25 protein-coding genes are annotated in these 13,898 nt (G+C 48.1%); all 25 read right to left on the bottom strand.

What is annotated here, in order from left to right; genetic code table 11:
- Positions 1 to 25 precede the first annotated feature (25 nt).
- A complete protein-coding gene (gene rplO / locus A7sIIA15_RS01120; protein ID WP_018207224.1) occupies positions 26 to 466 on the bottom strand; it encodes a 50S ribosomal protein L15 in 441 nt (146 codons plus the stop codon).
- Between the two features lie 2 nt (positions 467 to 468).
- Positions 469 to 651, bottom strand: a complete 183-nt coding sequence (gene rpmD, locus A7sIIA15_RS01115) for a 50S ribosomal protein L30 (RefSeq protein WP_018207223.1) — start codon at positions 649 to 651, stop codon at positions 469 to 471.
- Positions 651 to 1,277, bottom strand: coding sequence for a 30S ribosomal protein S5 (gene rpsE, locus A7sIIA15_RS01110; RefSeq protein WP_095657594.1), 627 nt, complete (start codon positions 1,275 to 1,277; stop codon positions 651 to 653). The genes rpmD and rpsE overlap by 1 nt, the downstream gene beginning before the upstream one ends.
- Complete coding sequence (rplR, locus tag A7sIIA15_RS01105; protein WP_018224905.1) at positions 1,277 to 1,654, bottom strand: 50S ribosomal protein L18; 378 nt, start codon at positions 1,652 to 1,654, stop codon at positions 1,277 to 1,279. Before rplR ends, rpsE begins: the two co-directional genes overlap by 1 nt.
- A complete protein-coding gene (rplF, locus tag A7sIIA15_RS01100; RefSeq protein ID WP_095685404.1) occupies positions 1,654 to 2,193 on the bottom strand; it encodes a 50S ribosomal protein L6 in 540 nt (179 codons plus the stop codon). The genes rplR and rplF overlap by 1 nt, the downstream gene beginning before the upstream one ends.
- A gap of 7 nt (positions 2,194 to 2,200) precedes the next feature.
- Complete coding sequence (gene rpsH, locus A7sIIA15_RS01095; RefSeq protein ID WP_095657596.1) at positions 2,201 to 2,605, bottom strand: 30S ribosomal protein S8; 405 nt, start codon at positions 2,603 to 2,605, stop codon at positions 2,201 to 2,203.
- A gap of 74 nt (positions 2,606 to 2,679) precedes the next feature.
- Positions 2,680 to 2,865 carry a type Z 30S ribosomal protein S14 gene (locus tag A7sIIA15_RS01090; RefSeq protein WP_095526894.1) on the bottom strand — a complete coding sequence of 62 codons (186 nt, stop codon included), beginning with the start codon at positions 2,863 to 2,865 and terminating at the stop codon, positions 2,680 to 2,682.
- A 3-nt stretch (positions 2,866 to 2,868) separates the two neighbouring features.
- A complete protein-coding gene (gene rplE / locus A7sIIA15_RS01085; RefSeq protein WP_095657597.1) occupies positions 2,869 to 3,426 on the bottom strand; it encodes a 50S ribosomal protein L5 in 558 nt (185 codons plus the stop codon).
- Positions 3,426 to 3,737, bottom strand: a complete 312-nt coding sequence (gene rplX, locus A7sIIA15_RS01080; protein ID WP_095685403.1) for a 50S ribosomal protein L24 — start codon at positions 3,735 to 3,737, stop codon at positions 3,426 to 3,428. The genes rplE and rplX overlap by 1 nt, the downstream gene beginning before the upstream one ends.
- 2 nt (positions 3,738 to 3,739) lie before the next feature.
- The gene (rplN, locus tag A7sIIA15_RS01075; protein ID WP_018207215.1) at positions 3,740 to 4,108 is read right to left on the bottom strand and encodes a 50S ribosomal protein L14; all 369 of its coding nucleotides are present in this window, start codon (positions 4,106 to 4,108) and stop codon (positions 3,740 to 3,742) included.
- 19 nt (positions 4,109 to 4,127) lie between these two features.
- Positions 4,128 to 4,397, bottom strand: a complete 270-nt coding sequence (gene rpsQ / locus A7sIIA15_RS01070; RefSeq protein ID WP_095657599.1) for a 30S ribosomal protein S17 — start codon at positions 4,395 to 4,397, stop codon at positions 4,128 to 4,130.
- Entirely contained in the window at positions 4,397 to 4,612 is a 216-nt protein-coding gene (rpmC, locus tag A7sIIA15_RS01065) for a 50S ribosomal protein L29 (RefSeq protein ID WP_095657600.1), read from the bottom strand. The genes rpsQ and rpmC overlap by 1 nt, the downstream gene beginning before the upstream one ends.
- Positions 4,613 to 5,026 carry a 50S ribosomal protein L16 gene (gene rplP, locus A7sIIA15_RS01060; RefSeq protein WP_095657601.1) on the bottom strand — a complete coding sequence of 138 codons (414 nt, stop codon included), beginning with the start codon at positions 5,024 to 5,026 and terminating at the stop codon, positions 4,613 to 4,615. It lies immediately after the preceding gene.
- The gene (rpsC, locus tag A7sIIA15_RS01055) at positions 5,026 to 5,793 is read right to left on the bottom strand and encodes a 30S ribosomal protein S3 (protein WP_095657602.1); all 768 of its coding nucleotides are present in this window, start codon (positions 5,791 to 5,793) and stop codon (positions 5,026 to 5,028) included. The genes rplP and rpsC overlap by 1 nt, the downstream gene beginning before the upstream one ends.
- Complete coding sequence (gene rplV, locus A7sIIA15_RS01050) at positions 5,793 to 6,197, bottom strand: 50S ribosomal protein L22 (protein ID WP_018207210.1); 405 nt, start codon at positions 6,195 to 6,197, stop codon at positions 5,793 to 5,795. The genes rpsC and rplV overlap by 1 nt, the downstream gene beginning before the upstream one ends.
- Positions 6,190 to 6,474: a 30S ribosomal protein S19 gene (gene rpsS, locus A7sIIA15_RS01045; RefSeq protein ID WP_095685402.1), complete on the bottom strand. Its 285-nt coding sequence runs from the start codon at positions 6,472 to 6,474 to the stop codon at positions 6,190 to 6,192. Before rpsS ends, rplV begins: the two co-directional genes overlap by 8 nt.
- 12 nt (positions 6,475 to 6,486) lie before the next feature.
- Positions 6,487 to 7,320 carry a 50S ribosomal protein L2 gene (gene rplB, locus A7sIIA15_RS01040; RefSeq protein ID WP_095657604.1) on the bottom strand — a complete coding sequence of 278 codons (834 nt, stop codon included), beginning with the start codon at positions 7,318 to 7,320 and terminating at the stop codon, positions 6,487 to 6,489.
- Between the two features lie 33 nt (positions 7,321 to 7,353).
- Positions 7,354 to 7,647, bottom strand: a complete 294-nt coding sequence (gene rplW / locus A7sIIA15_RS01035) for a 50S ribosomal protein L23 (protein WP_018207207.1) — start codon at positions 7,645 to 7,647, stop codon at positions 7,354 to 7,356.
- Entirely contained in the window at positions 7,644 to 8,309 is a 666-nt protein-coding gene (gene rplD, locus A7sIIA15_RS01030) for a 50S ribosomal protein L4 (protein ID WP_095685401.1), read from the bottom strand. The genes rplW and rplD overlap by 4 nt, the downstream gene beginning before the upstream one ends.
- 2 nt (positions 8,310 to 8,311) lie before the next feature.
- Positions 8,312 to 9,004, bottom strand: coding sequence for a 50S ribosomal protein L3 (gene rplC / locus A7sIIA15_RS01025; RefSeq protein WP_095685400.1), 693 nt, complete (start codon positions 9,002 to 9,004; stop codon positions 8,312 to 8,314).
- A 17-nt stretch (positions 9,005 to 9,021) separates the two neighbouring features.
- The gene (gene rpsJ, locus A7sIIA15_RS01020) at positions 9,022 to 9,330 is read right to left on the bottom strand and encodes a 30S ribosomal protein S10 (protein ID WP_017955300.1); all 309 of its coding nucleotides are present in this window, start codon (positions 9,328 to 9,330) and stop codon (positions 9,022 to 9,024) included.
- A gap of 110 nt (positions 9,331 to 9,440) precedes the next feature.
- On the bottom strand, positions 9,441 to 10,634 hold the full coding sequence (gene tuf, locus A7sIIA15_RS01015) for an elongation factor Tu (protein WP_095685399.1): 1,194 nt from the start codon (positions 10,632 to 10,634) through the stop codon (positions 9,441 to 9,443).
- 59 nt (positions 10,635 to 10,693) lie between these two features.
- Positions 10,694 to 12,748, bottom strand: a complete 2,055-nt coding sequence (gene fusA, locus A7sIIA15_RS01010) for an elongation factor G (RefSeq protein ID WP_236855954.1) — start codon at positions 12,746 to 12,748, stop codon at positions 10,694 to 10,696.
- A 99-nt stretch (positions 12,749 to 12,847) separates the two neighbouring features.
- Positions 12,848 to 13,318, bottom strand: coding sequence for a 30S ribosomal protein S7 (rpsG, locus tag A7sIIA15_RS01005; RefSeq protein ID WP_018207202.1), 471 nt, complete (start codon positions 13,316 to 13,318; stop codon positions 12,848 to 12,850).
- Positions 13,318 to 13,698: a 30S ribosomal protein S12 gene (gene rpsL, locus A7sIIA15_RS01000; RefSeq protein WP_095657609.1), complete on the bottom strand. Its 381-nt coding sequence runs from the start codon at positions 13,696 to 13,698 to the stop codon at positions 13,318 to 13,320. Before rpsL ends, rpsG begins: the two co-directional genes overlap by 1 nt.
- Between the last annotated feature and the right edge of the window lie 200 nt (positions 13,699 to 13,898).

The raw sequence follows: 13,898 nt of genomic DNA, 5'->3' as shown, positions 1-13,898 counted from the left end.
TATAAATCTTTGGTCGAACTAGTAATTAAAGAACGTTGGTCTTTCCGCCAGCAGCAGTGATCTTGTCGACTGCTGATGATGAAAATGCATGTGCGGTCACTGTCACCTTGACATCGATTTCGCCATTGCCGAGAACCTTAACTGGAAGGCTGTCGCGAACTGCACCTTTAGCGATCAAGTCTGCAACTGTTACGTCTCCACCCTTAGGGAAAAGCGCGTTAATAGTTGAAACATTGACTGCCTGGTATTCGATGCGAGCTGGGTTCTTGAAACCACGTAGCTTTGGCAAACGCATTACGAGAGGTAGCTGACCACCTTCGAAACCTGCGCGAACTGTGTTACGAGCACGAGTTCCCTTGCCACCACGACCGGCCGTCTTACCCTTTGATGCTTCACCGCGACCCTTACGAGTCTTAGCTTTCTTAGCACCAGGAGCTGGACGTAGATGATGAAGTTTTAGCGTCATCTTTATTCAACCTCCTCAACTGTAATCATGTGACGAACGGCGTGAACCATTCCTCGAATTTCTGGACGATCTTCTTTAACAACAACATCGTTGATGCGCTTTAAGCCCAATGAACGAAGTGTGTCGCGAAGCTCTGGCTTATTGCCAACCTTCGAACGAATCTGAGTTACTTTTAAGCGAGGCATTATGCACCTACCGTTGTCTGTAATGCGCGGATAATTGCTGCAGGTGCAACATCTTCTAGTGGACGACCACGACGCGCAGCAATTTGTGCTGGGCTTTCAAGCATCTTCAATGCAGCAACGGTTGCGTGAACCATGTTGATTGCATTGTTAGATCCAAGAGACTTGGTCAATACATCTGTGATGCCTGCGCACTCAAGTACTGCACGCACTGGGCCACCGGCAATAACTCCGGTACCTGGGCTAGCTGGGCGAAGTAGAACTACGCCAGCTGCTGTTTCACCTTGTACTGGGTGAGGAACAGTTCCTTGAACGCGTGGAACAGTGAAGAAAGATTTCTTTGCTTCTTCTACTGCCTTAGCAATCGCTGCTGGAACTTCCTTAGACTTTCCGTAACCAATACCGACCTGACCATTGCCGTCACCGACAACAACTAGAGCAGTGAATGAGAAACGACGTCCACCCTTAACAACTTTAGATACGCGGTTGATGAACACAACGCGCTCCATGAATGGGTTCTTTTCTTTTTCGCGATCATCGCGGCGTTCGCGGCGTTCACCGCGACCTTTGCCTGAATTACCACGCTCGTTACCTGCTGCTGCAGGAGCTTGAGTAGTTGTCTCAGCCATTAGAACTCCAATCCATTCTCGCGCGCACTGTCAGCAACTGCTGCAATGCGACCGTGATACTTATTACCAGCACGGTCAAAGACGACAGTTGAAACGCCAGCATCTTTTGCACGTGATGCGATCAACGCACCAATTGCCTTTGCCTTTGCACTCTTGTCTGCTTTATCTGTACGGAAATTTGCTTCCATTGTTGAAGCGTAGGCAATTGTCTTACCTAGTTCATCGTTAATAACCTGCACGAACAAGTGACGTGATGATCGTGAAACGACTAAGCGTGGACGTTGCGCTGTTCCAGAAACTTTCTTGCGAACACGGAAAGCACGACGGGCACGGGCATTTGTAGCCGAACCTTTGCGGACCTTTACACCAATAGCCATTACTTCTTACCCGTCTTTCCTTGCTTGCGGCGAACGATTTCCCCGGCCAGACGTAAGCCCTTACCTTTATAAGGATCAGCCTTACGAAGCTTCTTAACCTTGGCAGCAACTTCGCCAACCAACTGCTTATCAATTCCAGAGATATGGAACTTAGTTGGTGACTCAACCTTGAAGGTGATTCCTTCAGGTGCTGGGAAATCGATGTTGTGGCTGTAACCAAGTTGGAACTCTAGGTTCTTACCCTTTTCAGCAACGCGGTAACCAACACCAACGATTTCGATTGTAAGTGTGTAGCCATTTGTTACGCCTTCAACCATGTTCGCAACAAGTGTGCGAGATAGGCCGTGAAGAGAACGAGTGATGCGCTCTTCGTTTGGACGTGCAACTGTGATTACACCTTCTGCATGTGAAACTTGAATTGGCTCAGCAACGTTGAGTGCAAGTGAACCCTTAGGTCCCTTAACTGCAACGTTCTGTCCAGCGATTGTTACTTCAACGCCGCTTGGGACGGTGATAGGCATGCGACCAATACGTGACATTTATCGATCACCATACATAGGCGAGAACTTCTCCGCCTACGCCCTGCTTATTGGCTTGCTTATCAGTAAGCAATCCAGATGAAGTTGAAATGATTGCAACGCCAAGTCCACCAAGTACTTTTGGTAGAGCTGTTGACTTTGCGTAAACGCGAAGCCCTGGCTTGCTTACTCGACGCAGACCAGCGATTGAACGCTCACGGTTTGCACCAAACTTAAGTTCAAGAATGAGGTTTTTGCCCACTCCATTTTCTGCATCTTCAATGCGATGTGAAGCGATATATCCCTCAGCTTGAAGGATCGCTGCAATTCTCGCCTTAACCGATGATGACGGCATTGAAACCGAATCATGGTAGGCAGAGTTCGCATTGCGCAGACGAGTCAACATGTCTGCGATCGGATCTGTCATTGTCATACGTGGCCTCGTGGCCTTTCTCGAACTGGTTTCCTTAGCGGACCTATTTCGTTGTAGTTATTGGATAGAACGGATTACCAAGATGCCTTGGTGATGCCAGGAAGTTCACCACGGTGCGCCATTTCACGGAAGCACACGCGACAAATTCCAAACTTTTGGTAGACAGAGTGTGGGCGACCACAACGCTGGCAACGGGTATAGCCGCGAACCTTGAACTTTGGCTTGCGAGCTGCTTTAACTTTCAGTGATGTCTTTGCCATCTCTTATGCCTCCTTGAATGGAAAGCCGAGCGCCTTAAGTAGTGCGCGACCTTCTTCATCGTTCTTAGCTGTAGTAACAATGGTGATATCCATACCGCGTGGACGATCGATCTTGTCCTGTTCGATTTCTGGGAATACAACCTGCTCGGTTAGACCGAATGTGTAGTTTCCTTTTCCATCAAACTGCTTTGGTGAAAGACCACGGAAGTCGCGGATACGTGGAAGTGAGATTGAAAGCAAACGATCTGCGAACTCCCACATACGATCTCCGCGCATTGTTACGTGCGCACCGATTGGCTGATTCTCACGAAGCTTGAACTGCGCAATTGATTTACGTGACTTAGTAACTTGTGGCTTTTGGCCAGTGATAGTTGCTAGGTCGCGGATTGCACCTTCAATAAGCTTTGAATCGCGAGCTGCATCGCCCACACCCATGTTGACCACAATCTTGGTCAGGTTTGGAATCTGCATCACGTTCTTTAATCCGAATTCGGCCTTAAGTGCTGGAGCGATTTCGCTCTTGTACTTAGCCTTAAGACGTACGTCTAACGCTGTTGACATTAGATGTCCTTTCCGGTGCGACGTGAAACGCGAACATTCTTGCCTTCGTCATCCTTGCGAACGCCAAGACGAGTTGCCTTGCCATCGCCATCAGTGACCATGACATTTGAAATATGAATTGATGCTTCAACAGTGATGATTCCGCCAACTTTGACGCCGCGATCTCCAGTTGATTCTTTGGTGTGACGCTTTTGGCGGTTAACACCTTCAACAAGGATGCGGTTTCCATCGACAGATAGAACTTTTCCAGTTACACCGCGATCTTTTCCGGCGATAACCAAAACAGTGTCATCTTTCTTAATCTTGGCCATGTTTATAACACCTCCGGTGCTAGCGAGATGATCTTCATGTACTTCTTATCGCGAAGTTCGCGTGCAACCGGTCCGAAGATACGAGTTCCACGCGGTTCGCCATCAGCCTTCAAGATCACTGCGGCATTTTCATCAAACTTGATGTAAGAACCGTCTGGACGACGACGTTCTTTAACTGTACGAACGATGACAGCCTTAACGACTTCACCCTTCTTAACTTGTCCGCCAGGAATTGCATCCTTAACAGAACAGACGATGATGTCTCCGATACCGGCATAACGGCGCTTGGATCCACCGAGCACACGAATACAGAGAAGCTCTTTAGCTCCTGTGTTATCCGCAACGCGTAGGCGCGATTCTTGTTGAATCATTAGTTATCCACCTTCACCCTTACTTTGCCTTCTCGAGAATCTCGACCAAACGCCAGCGCTTTGTTGCTGAGAGTGGACGAGTTTCCATGATGAGTACACGATCGCCCATGCCGGCAGTGTTCTGCTCGTCATGTGCTTTTAGCTTGCTAGAGCGAGACATAACCTTTGAGTACATACCGTGCTTCACACGATTTGATACCTCAACAGTGATGGTCTTATCCATCTTGTCGCTCACAACAATTCCTTCACGGACCTTACGGTCGCTGCGGTCTGCAGGTGATGTAGTCATTACGCAGCTCCTCCGATTCCTAGTTCGCGTTCACGAACGATTGTGTAAACACGTGCGATCTCTTTGCGCACTGCGCTTAAGCGACCGTGGCTTTCAAGTTGACCAGTAGCTGCTTGGAATCGAAGGTTGAATAGTTCTTCCTTCAACTCGCGCACCTTGCCTGTTAACTCTTCAGCTGACAATTGGCGTAGCTCTTCATTAGTTGTAATAGCCACTTATGCCTCCTCACGCTTTACTACTCGACACTTCATTGGAAGCTTGTGCATCGCAAGACGCATTGCTTCATTTGCAATTGCTTCTGTCACACCAGAGATTTCAAACATAACGCGCCCTGGCTTTACGTTTGCAATCCACCATTCAGGTGAGCCTTTACCAGAACCCATACGAGTTTCAGCAGGCTTCTTTGTTAGTGGACGATCTGGATAAATATTGATCCAAACCTTTCCACCACGCTTGATGTAACGAGTCATTGCGATACGTGCAGATTCAATCTGACGGTTTGTTACGTAAGCAGGCTCTAGAGCTTGCAAACCAAAATCGCCGAATGCAACTGCTGTTCCGCCCTTTGCTGCTCCGCTACGGGATGGGTGGTGCTGCTTACGGTGCTTAACGCGACGTGGAATTAACATTAGTTCCCAGCTCCTTCCGCAGTTGGTGCAGTATGAGAAACAGTTACTTCACCGCGAGGTGCACGTGGATTACGTGGTCCGCGACGCTCTGGCTTTGGTGCGCGTGCTTCTGCAAGAGCAGTTGCTGCACGATCTGCACGTGAACCAATAATTTCGCCCTTGTAGATCCATACCTTTACACCCAAGCGACCGAATGTTGTATGTGCCTCATAGAAGCCATAATCAATATCGGCACGAAGTGTGTGCAATGGAACGCGACCTTCGCGATAGAACTCAGAACGTGACATTTCAGCGCCACCTAGACGACCACCGCACTGAACACGAATGCCCTGTGCGCCAGACTTCATTGCGGTCTGCATTGACTTCTTCATTGCGCGACGGAAAGAAACACGTGCAGCAAGCTGCTCGGCAATTCCCTGTGCAACAAGTTGTGCGTCGATTTCTGGGTTCTTAACTTCAAGAATGTTGAGCTGAACTTGCTTGCCTGTTAGCTTCTCTAGACGCTGACGAAGGATGTCTGCTTCTTGACCACGACGGCCAATAACAATTCCTGGACGAGCAGTGTGTAGATCGATACGGACGCGATCGCGTGTGCGCTCGATTTCAATTCGAGATACACCAGCGCGCTCCATACCCTTCTGCATCAAGCGACGGATTTCGACATCTTCCTTGACGTAATCCTTGTACAACTTGTCTGCATACCAACGTGACTTAAATTCAGTTGTAATGCCGAGACGGAAGCCGTGTGGGTTTACTTTTTGACCCATTACTTGGTCGCTCCCTTCTTGTTCATAGTCTTGCTAGCGGCTTTTACATCGCTAACTGCAACTGAGATGTGTGATGAACGCTTCAAGATACGGAAACCGCGACCTTGTGCACGTGGGCGAAAACGCTTCATTGTGCGACCCTCATCAACGAGAGCTTCAACAACCCAAAGTTCTGAAGCATCACGAATAGCTGGGTTCTGCGCTTTTGCATTAGCAACTGCAGAGTTAAGAAGTGTGAACACATCAGAACCAGCTGATTGTGGAGCAAACTTCAAAACTGAGAGAGCTTCATCTGCGCGCATTCCACGGACCAAGTCGACAACGCGACGAGCCTTCTGTGGTGTGTGGCGAATGTCGCGCAAAATTGCGCGAGCAATCAAAGGATTATTAGTTGTATTAGGCACGTGTTGCTCTCCGATCGTCGCCCTTAACGTGACCGCGGAATGTACGAGTTGGTGAGAACTCACCAAGCTTGTGTCCGACCATCGCGTCAGTAATGAAAACAGGAATGTGCTTGCGTCCGTCATGGACTGCAATGGTGTGACCAATCATTGAAGGAATGATCATTGAGCGACGTGACCAGGTCTTGATCACGTTCTTTGTGTTGGCATCGTTTTGTGCATCTACCTTCTTTTGTAGATGTCCATCAACGAATGGACCCTTCTTGAGACTTCTTGGCATGAGGGCTCCTACCTACCGCTTCTTATTCGACTTGCGACGACGGACGATCATTGAATCTGATGCTTTCTTCTTACGAGTGCGGCCTTCAGGCTTACCCCATGGAGTCACTGGGTGACGTCCACCAGAAGTTTTACCTTCACCACCACCGTGTGGGTGATCTACTGGGTTCATAACAACACCGCGAACTGATGGGCGCTTGCCCTTCCAGCGCATACGGCCTGCTTTTCCGTAGTTAATGTTTCCTTGTTCTGCGTTTCCAACTTCACCAACAGTTGCGCGGCAACGAACATCCACGTTACGAATTTCACCAGATGGCATACGTAGCTGCGCAGTTGCACCTTCTTTAGCAACAAGCTGAACTGATGCACCAGCTGAACGAGCAATCTTTGCTCCTCCACCTGGACGAAGTTCAATTGCGTGAACTGTTGTACCTACTGGAATATTGCGAAGTGGCAGGTTATTTCCTGGCTTGATATCTGCCTTTGGACCGTTTTCAACTGTTGCACCCTGCTCTAATTTATTAGGAGCGATGATGTAACGCTTTTCTCCATCTGCATAGTGCAGTAGAGCGATACGTGCTGTGCGGTTTGGGTCGTACTCAATGTGAGCGACCTTTGCTGGCACACCATCTTTATCGTTACGGACAAAGTCAATCAAACGATACGCACGCTTGTGACCGCCACCTTGGTGACGAACAGTGATGCGACCTGCATTGTTACGACCACCCTTTGAGTGGATTGGACGTACCAAAGATTTTTCTGGAGTAGAGCGTGTGATTTCAGCGAAATCTGGAACGCTTGCGCCGCGTTGACCCGGGGTCGTTGGCTTTAATTTACGAAGTGCCATGATGATCCTTTTCTCTTAGAAGTCCGCTTTCCCTTAGGAAACCGGTCCCCCGAAGATGTCGATACGGTCGCCAGCTGCTACCTGCACAATTGCGCGCTTTGTGTCTTTACGCTTTCCATCACCGAAACGGGTCTTCTTGTTCTTACCCTGACGGTTCATGGTGTTAACGCTAAGCACCTTTACACCAAAGACTTTTTCAACAGCGATCTTGATCTCTGTCTTATTAGCATCTGGTGAAACAATAAATGTGTACTTGTTTTCATCAAGCAGGCCGTAGCTCTTTTCAGAGACAACAGGTGCTACTAGTACATCGCGGTAATCTTTCATGCGTTGACCTCGCTCTCACGTGCAACAGCCTTTGCCACCTTACGTGGGCCAGCTAGGAAATCCTTGATCGCACTTTCAGAGAAGACGATGTCATCGCTTTTTAGGATGTCATAGGCGTTCAACTGATCTGGAACAAGAAGATGTAGGTCATCTGCGTTACGAAGTGAACGCCATGCAAGATCTTCAGTACGAGAGACAACTACAAGAAGATTCTTGCGCTCTGAGAACTGACGAACTGCTGCAATAGCTGCCTTTGTTGAAGGAGCTGAAGAGATTGAATCCAGCACGTGAATACGATCATTGCGTTGGCGATCAGAGAGAACTCCGCGCAAAGCTGCAGCAATCATTTTCTTTGGTGTGCGTTGGAAATATGAACGTGGGCGAACAGCATGTGCTGCACCACCACCGCGTTGCAACGGTGCACGAATTGAACCCTGACGCGCGCGTCCGGTTCCCTTCTGCTTGAAAGGCTTCTTACCTGAACCAGATGTTTCACCACGGTTCTTAGCCTTTTGAGTACCTTGACGTGCAGCAGCTAATTGCGCTGTTACGACTTGGTGAATCAGCGGAACGTTTGTCTGTGCATCGAAGATCTCAGCTGGTAGATCTACAGATCCAACCTTCTTACCTTCGGTGTTTTTTACTTCAAGAGTAAGCGCCATGATTATGCACCAGCCTTTGCAGTTTCAAAGATCGCATGCTTTGCAGCAGAGCGAATGAAAACTAGTTGTCCGTCAGGACCAGGAACTGATCCCTTAATAAGAAGTAGGTTGCGGTCTGCATCAACAGAGTGCACAACAAGGTTTTGAGTTGTAATGCGAACGCCACCCATAACTCCTGCCATACGCATTCCCTTGAAAACGCGACCTGGTGTTGAACATGCACCGATTGAACCTGGCATACGGTGCTTACGATCAACACCGTGAGATGAACCAAGACCACCGAAACCGTGGCGCTTCATAACACCAGCAGTTCCCTTACCTGTGCTTGTTCCAGTTGCATCAACTAATTCACCAGCTGCAAATACTGTGGCACCTAGTTCTTGTCCAACTGAATAAGAAGTTGTATCAAGTGTGCGAAGTTCTGCAACAGAGCGACGTGGTGTCACGCCAGCTTTAGCGAAGTGGCCAGCAAGTGGCTTTGTAATCTTCTTTGGGTCGATTGCACCGTATGCGATTTGAACAGCTGAGTAACCATCTTTCTCAGGTGTACGAATCTGTGTAACTACGCATGGACCAGCTTCAACAACGGTTACAGGAACCATCTTGTTGTTAGCATCAAAAACCTGTGTCATTCCAAGTTTCTTACCGAGGACGCCCTTGATGGACGAGCCAGCGCCTTGAGTTGTATATGTCATTTACTGTCGTCCTTTCCTTAGAGCTTAATCTCGATGTCGACGCCTGCAGGCAAATCAAGACGCATCAATGAATCAACAGTCTTAGGTGTTGGGTCGATGATGTCGATTAAGCGCTTGTGTGTGCGCATCTCGAAGTGTTCGCGGCTGTCCTTATATTTGTGAGGAGAGCGAATAACACAGTAAGTGTTCTTCTCTGTTGGTAGCGGCACTGGACCCGCGACCGTTGCACCAGTGCGCTCAACTGTTTCAACGATTTTCTTCGCTGAAGAGTCAATCACCTCATGGTCGTAGGCCTTGAGTCGAATGCGGATCTTTTGTCCCGCCATGTCGTTCTCCTTCGTATTAATACTTCGTTTAAATGTAGTTATCAAGCTTTTGTTTTTCACCCGGCGGCTTTTACACCGCCGGGCTCAAACATTTAATTCTTTGCTGCTATTTACTTCTTAATCTTTGTAACGCGACCAGCACCTACTGTGCGGCCACCTTCACGGATTGCGAAGCGAAGTCCTTCTTCCATTGCGATTGGCTGAATCAGTGTTACTGACATTTCAGTGTTATCGCCAGGCATAACCATTTCGGTTCCTGCTGGAAGAGTTACAACACCAGTCACGTCAGTTGTACGGAAGTAGAACTGTGGACGGTAGTTGTTGAAGAATGGTGTGTGACGTCCGCCTTCATCCTTTGAAAGGATGTATGCAGATGCATCAAACTCTGTGTGAGGTGTGATTGATCCTGGCTTGCAAACAACCTGTCCACGCTCAACGTCTTCACGCTTTAGACCACGAAGAAGTAGTCCAACGTTCTCGCCTGCTTGACCTTCGTCGAGCAACTTACGGAACATTTCAACGCCTGTAACTGTTGTCTTCTGTGCGAGCTCGCGGATGCCAACGATTTCAACTTCTTCGTTGACCTTAACGATGCCGCGCTCAATACGACCAGTGATAACTGTTCCACGACCTGTAATTGTGAAAACGTCTTCAACTGGCATAAGGAATGGCTTATCAACTTCACGTGCTGGCTGTGGAATAAATGCATCTACTGCATCCATGAGTTCGATGATCTTCTCGCCCCATGCAGCGTCTCCTTCGAGAGCCTTAAGTGCAGAGATGCGAACGATTGGAGTGTCATCTCCTGGGAACTCGTACTTAGATAGAAGTTCACGAACTTCCATTTCAACGAGTTCAAGAATTTCTTCGTCATCAACCATGTCTGACTTATTAAGTGCAACAACGATTGATGGAACGCCTACCTGACGAGCAAGGAGAACGTGCTCCTTTGTCTGTGGCATTGGACCATCAGTAGCTGCTACGACGAGGATTGCTCCGTCCATCTGTGCAGCTCCAGTGATCATGTTCTTGATGTAGTCAGCGTGGCCTGGGCAGTCAACGTGTGCGTAGTGACGCTTCTCTGTCTGGTACTCAATGTGAGCGATAGAGATTGTAATTCCGCGTTGACGCTCTTCTGGTGCCTTATCGATATCAGAGAAAGCTGTTGCTGCGTTAAGAGTTGGATACTTGTCATGCAACACCTTGGAAATTGCCGCAGTAAGAGTTGTCTTACCGTGGTCAATGTGACCGATGGTGCCGATGTTTACGTGCGGCTTTGTGCGCTCAAACTTGGCTTTTGCCATTTCGTTTCCTCTTTCGTTTTCTAGTGCTTAGTTATTAGGGGTTGTGCTTTTTATTAGGGTTATTCGCCACGAACTTTTGCAATGATTTCCTTCGCTACGTTGCCAGGTACTTCGGCATACGAATCGAATTCCATTGAATAGCTCGCGCGACCTTGAGTTCTAGAGCGAAGATCTCCGACATAGCCGAACATCTCTGACAATGGAACTAGCGCCCTAACAACGCGGGCACCTGACCGCTCATCCATGGCCTGGATTTGGCCACGACGACTGTTGAGATCGCCGATGACATCACCCATGAAGTCTTCAGGGGTAACAACTTCGACTCTCATCACTGGTTCTAGAATCGCAGGATCAGCAAGTTTTGCTGCTTCCTTAAACGCTGCTAGACCAGCAATCTTGAAAGCGAGCTCCGATGAGTCAACATCGTGATACGCACCATCAAGAAGAGTTACTCGTACATCTGTAATTGGGTAGCCAGCTAGTGGACCAGCAGCCATACCTTCCTTACAACCTGCATCAACTGAAGGGATGTACTCGCGTGGAACGCGGCCTCCAGTGACTTTATTTACGAATTCATATCCGCCTTCAACTTCACCAGTTGGAAGTGGCTCAACAGCAATTTGAATCTTTGCAAACTGTCCAGAACCACCAGTCTGCTTCTTGTGTGTGTAATCGTGACGAGCAACGGCCTTGCGCAATGTTTCGCGGTAAGCAACTTGTGGCTTACCAACATTTGCTTCAACCTTGAACTCACGGCGCATACGGTCAACAAGGATTTCAAGGTGAAGTTCACCCATACCCGCGATGATTGTCTGGCCTGTTTCTTCGTCAGTATTAACGTGGAAAGTTGGATCTTCTTCAGAAAGACGCTGAATAGCAACGCCAAGTTTTTCTTGGTCACCCTTTGTCTTTGGCTCAATAGCAACAGAGATAACTGGAGCTGGGAAATCCATTGACTCAAGGATTACTGGCTTAGCTGGATCACAGAGAGTTTCACCTGTTGTTGTGTCCTTAAGACCCATAACAGCAACGATCATTCCTGCACCAACGTTGTCACGCTCTTCGCGCTTGTTGGCGTGCATCTGGTAGATCTTTCCGATGCGCTCTTTGCGATCCTTATTTGAGTTAAGGATTGTTGAGCCAGTTTGTAGAACACCTGAATAAACGCGGATGAATGTGAGCTTTCCTAGGTGTGGGTCAGTCATGATCTTGAAAGCAAGAGCGGCAAATGGCTCCTTGTTCTCAGGGTGACGGATTACCTCAACTTCAGCATTGTTCATATCTGTACCGACGATTGATTCAACATCTAGTGGGCTTGGCAGGTAGCGAACTACTGCATCAAGCATTGGCTGAACACCCTTGTTCTTGAAAGCTGAACCAGTTAGTACTGGTGTGAGCTTTGCTGCAAGAGTTGCACGGCGGATACCAGCAATGATTTCAACATCTGAGAGTTCAGCACCTTCTAGGTACTTCTCCATAACAACATCATCATTTTCAGCAAGAGTTTCGATCATGTCGTGACGAGCTTGCTTGCACTTATCAGCCATGTCAGCTGGAATCTCTTCGATTGCGTAATCTTCGCCCTTTTGTGTTTCTCCGCGCCATGTCAGCGCCTTCATTGCAATGAGGTCAACTACTCCAAGGAAATCTGATTCGTTACCGATTGGAAGTTGTAGAACTAATGCAACTGCATTGAGGCGATCCTTGATCATGCCTACGCACTTATCAAATGAAGCACCTGTGCGGTCTAGCTTGTTAATAAAACAAATACGAGGAACTGAATAACGATCTGCTTGACGCCATACTGTCTCTGATTGTGGCTCAACACCTGCAACGCCATCGAATACTGCAACTGCACCATCTAGAACACGAAGTGAACGCTCTACTTCAACTGTGAAGTCCACGTGACCTGGTGTATCAATAATGTTGATCAGATGCTTATCCCACATACAAGTAGTTGCAGCAGAAGTAATAGTGATACCGCGCTCTTGCTCCTGCTCCATCCAGTCCATCGTTGCAGCACCTTCGTGCACTTCACCGATCTTGTAGTTAATTCCTGTGTAGAAAAGGATGCGCTCAGTAGTAGTGGTTTTGCCCGCGTCGATGTGAGCCATGATTCCGATATTGCGAACCGTAGCTAGATCGATGTTCTCTACTGCTGACACTTATATTCCTCTTCTCGTCGTTTCTAAATTCTTCGGGTTAGTTAGTACTTACCAGCGGTAATGAGCAAAAGCCTTGTTGGCTTCAGCCATCTTGTGAGTGTCTTCGCGACGCTTTACAGCAGCACCAAGGCCATTGCTTGCATCGATTAATTCATTAGTTAGGCGCTCTGCCATTGACTTTTCACGACGTGAACGTGAGTAGTCAATTAACCAGCGAAGTGCCAAAGTTGTTGAACGGCCTGCTTTAACTTCAACAGGTACCTGGTATGTAGCTCCACCAACGCGGCGTGAACGTACTTCAACGGCTGGCTTGATGTTATCTAGTGCGCGCTTCAAAGTAATGAGTGGATCTACTTCAGTCTTCTTGCGGCAACCTTCTAGAGCATCGTAAACAATTGACTCAGCGGTTGAACGCTTACCGTTTAGTAATACACGGTTAATGAGCGCAGTAACAACTGGTGAGTTGTAAACAGGATCTGAAACAACTGGAGACTTAACTACCGGACCTTTACGTGGCATTAGCTAGCCTTCTTCTCTCTCTTAGTACCGTAACGAGAACGTGATTGCTTACGGTTCTTAACACCTTGTGTATCTAGTGATCCGCGAATGATCTTGTAACGAACACCTGGTAGATCTTTTACACGACCACCACGAACAAGAACAATGGAGTGCTCTTGTAAGTTATGACCTTCACCAGGAATGTATGCAGTGACTTCCATGCCACTAGTAAGGCGAACACGTGCAACTTTGCGAAGTGCAGAGTTTGGTTTCTTAGGGGTTGTTGTATAAACGCGTGTGCAAACACCGCGTCGTTGTGGTGAACCCTTAAGTGCAGGTGTGCTTGTCTTCGTGATCTTTTCTGCACGACCACGACGAACTAGCTGTTGAATTGTTGGCACTTCATCTCCATTCGTAACTTCGTTACTGATCTTTATTCACGCTCAATTGCCGACCCACGCGGTCGGGTGTGTTGCACCCGCTTCGCATAGATGATGTAAAAAGTTTTTCAACTTATTCACAGCACAAGCAATAAAGCTCTAAAAAAGAGCAGACGCGAAGGGTAACCCAGCGGGCTCATGCGAGGCAAATCGCCCTTTTA

It is taken from the genome of Candidatus Planktophila vernalis, assembly GCF_002288185.1.
Classification (GTDB): Bacteria; Actinomycetota; Actinomycetes; order Nanopelagicales; family Nanopelagicaceae; genus Planktophila; species Planktophila vernalis.
Note: the sequence above shows the minus strand (reverse complement) of the source record. Positions and strands in the feature narration are given on the sequence as shown.

Coding starts and splice junctions, on each gene's coding strand:
- rplO (WP_018207224.1), bottom strand. CDS start 466: ATGACGCTAAAACTTCATCATCTACGTCCAGCTCCTGGTGCTAAGAAA.
- rpmD (WP_018207223.1), bottom strand. CDS start 651: ATGCCTCGCTTAAAAGTAACTCAGATTCGTTCGAAGGTTGGCAATAAG.
- rpsE (WP_095657594.1), bottom strand. CDS start 1,277: ATGGCTGAGACAACTACTCAAGCTCCTGCAGCAGCAGGTAACGAGCGT.
- rplR (WP_018224905.1), bottom strand. CDS start 1,654: ATGGCTATTGGTGTAAAGGTCCGCAAAGGTTCGGCTACAAATGCCCGT.
- rplF (WP_095685404.1), bottom strand. CDS start 2,193: ATGTCACGTATTGGTCGCATGCCTATCACCGTCCCAAGCGGCGTTGAA.
- rpsH (WP_095657596.1), bottom strand. CDS start 2,605: ATGACAATGACAGATCCGATCGCAGACATGTTGACTCGTCTGCGCAAT.
- A7sIIA15_RS01090 (WP_095526894.1), bottom strand. CDS start 2,865: ATGGCAAAGACATCACTGAAAGTTAAAGCAGCTCGCAAGCCAAAGTTC.
- rplE (WP_095657597.1), bottom strand. CDS start 3,426: ATGTCAACAGCGTTAGACGTACGTCTTAAGGCTAAGTACAAGAGCGAA.
- rplX (WP_095685403.1), bottom strand. CDS start 3,737: ATGGCCAAGATTAAGAAAGATGACACTGTTTTGGTTATCGCCGGAAAA.
- rplN (WP_018207215.1), bottom strand. CDS start 4,108: ATGATTCAACAAGAATCGCGCCTACGCGTTGCGGATAACACAGGAGCT.
- rpsQ (WP_095657599.1), bottom strand. CDS start 4,397: ATGACTACATCACCTGCAGACCGCAGCGACCGTAAGGTCCGTGAAGGA.
- rplP (WP_095657601.1), bottom strand. CDS start 5,026: ATGTTAATTCCACGTCGCGTTAAGCACCGTAAGCAGCACCACCCATCC.
- rpsC (WP_095657602.1), bottom strand. CDS start 5,793: ATGGGTCAAAAAGTAAACCCACACGGCTTCCGTCTCGGCATTACAACT.
- rpsS (WP_095685402.1), bottom strand. CDS start 6,474: ATGCCAAGAAGTCTCAAGAAGGGTCCATTCGTTGATGGACATCTACAA.
- rplB (WP_095657604.1), bottom strand. CDS start 7,320: ATGGCACTTCGTAAATTAAAGCCAACGACCCCGGGTCAACGCGGCGCA.
- rplW (WP_018207207.1), bottom strand. CDS start 7,647: ATGAAAGATTACCGCGATGTACTAGTAGCACCTGTTGTCTCTGAAAAG.
- rplD (WP_095685401.1), bottom strand. CDS start 8,309: ATGGCGCTTACTCTTGAAGTAAAAAACACCGAAGGTAAGAAGGTTGGA.
- rplC (WP_095685400.1), bottom strand. CDS start 9,004: ATGACATATACAACTCAAGGCGCTGGCTCGTCCATCAAGGGCGTCCTC.
- rpsJ (WP_017955300.1), bottom strand. CDS start 9,330: ATGGCGGGACAAAAGATCCGCATTCGACTCAAGGCCTACGACCATGAG.
- tuf (WP_095685399.1), bottom strand. CDS start 10,634: ATGGCAAAAGCCAAGTTTGAGCGCACAAAGCCGCACGTAAACATCGGC.
- fusA (WP_236855954.1), bottom strand. CDS start 12,748: ATGGCTCACATCGACGCGGGCAAAACCACTACTACTGAGCGCATCCTT.
- rpsG (WP_018207202.1), bottom strand. CDS start 13,318: ATGCCACGTAAAGGTCCGGTAGTTAAGTCTCCAGTTGTTTCAGATCCT.